The sequence below is a fragment of the Hyphomicrobium sulfonivorans genome (assembly GCF_013306565.1).
Taxonomy (GTDB): Bacteria; Pseudomonadota; Alphaproteobacteria; order Rhizobiales; family Hyphomicrobiaceae; genus Hyphomicrobium_A; species Hyphomicrobium_A sulfonivorans.
In genome coordinates, this window is sequence record NZ_PZPO01000011.1 from 1 (window position 1) to 1242 (window position 1242).

Consider the following 1242-nt stretch of genomic DNA (forward strand, 5'->3'; position numbering starts at 1 on the left):
TGACCTGCCCCCTCGCAACTGGACCGGTGTGAGTTAGAATTTTCCAGTTTTGCGTCCGTGTCGAAACAGGGCCGGTCGAGGGAGCCATGAAGGCATCGAAGTTTTCGGAAAGCCAGATCGCATTCGTGCTGCGGCAGGGCGAGGAAGGCACACCTGTCGAGGAGATCTGCCGCAAGACGGGGATCAGTCAGGCGACGTATTACAACTGGAAAAAGAAGTACGGCGGGCTGATGCCGTCGGAGATGAAACGTCTGCGTCAGCTTGAGGAAGAGAACGCCCGGCTGAAACGGATCGTCGCCGACCTGTCGCTCGACAAAGAGATGCTGCAGGACGTCATCAAGCGAAAGCTCTAAGGCCTGGTCGCCGGCGGGAGCTTGTCGATGCGGTACGCAAGACGTGGCAGGTGAGCATTCGGCGTGCCTGCCAAGTCCTGAAGGCCGAACGATCGAGCTATCACTACAAGAGCCGCCGTGGCGACCAGGCCGACCTGAAGCAGCGCATCAAGGAGATAGCGGAAGCGCGCGTGCGCTACGGTTACCGGCGCATTGCTGTGCTCTTGAAGCGCGAAGGATGGCCGGTGAACGAGAAGCGCGTGCATCGTCTTTATTGCGCGTTAGGCCTGCAATTGCGCAACAAAACGCCCAAGCGCCGCGTGAAGGCGGCTTTGCGTGCGGATCGCACGCCGCCTTCGTGCTCCAACGATGTCTGGGCGATGGACTTCGTGCACGATCAGCTTGCGTTGGGAACGAAGATCCGGGTGTTGACGATCATCGACACGTTCAGTCGCTACTCACCGGCAGTCGAGCCGCGGTTCCGCTACCGCGGCGCGGATGTCGTCGAGGTTCTGGAGCGCGTCGGTCGTCAGCACGGCTTCCCGAAAGCCATCCGCGTCGACCAGGGGACGGAGTTTGTCTCGCGTGAACTTGATATGTGGGCGTACACGCGCGGCGTCACACTCGACTTCTCCCGACCGGGAAAGCCGACCGACAATGCGTTCATCGAGTCGTTCAATGGGAAGTTCCGCACCGAGTGCCTGTCGGCGCACTGGTTCATGAGCCTGGACGATGCCCGGGAGAAATGCGAGGCTTGGCGTAGAGATTATAATGAGGTTCGCCCACATAGCGCGATCGGCAACAAACCGCCGATAACGCTCTTCGGACCGTCAGCGGCACACGGCCCGCCCTGACGAAAACAAGCTGGCTTTTCCAGCTCCGCGTGGTCCAGCGATGGGGGGCAGTTCAG

At 60.5% G+C, this 1242-nt stretch carries 1 protein-coding gene; it reads left to right on the top strand.

From position 1 onward, the window contains the following. Positions 1–86: 86 nt before the first annotated feature. Positions 87–1186 (top strand): IS3 family transposase gene (locus C6Y62_RS16115; RefSeq protein WP_173954798.1). Its coding sequence is split into 2 segments (ribosomal slippage): positions 87–348 and positions 348–1186, totalling 1101 coding nucleotides; the frame shifts between segments, so codons are not numbered across the junction. Positions 1187–1242: the final 56 nt, after the last annotated feature.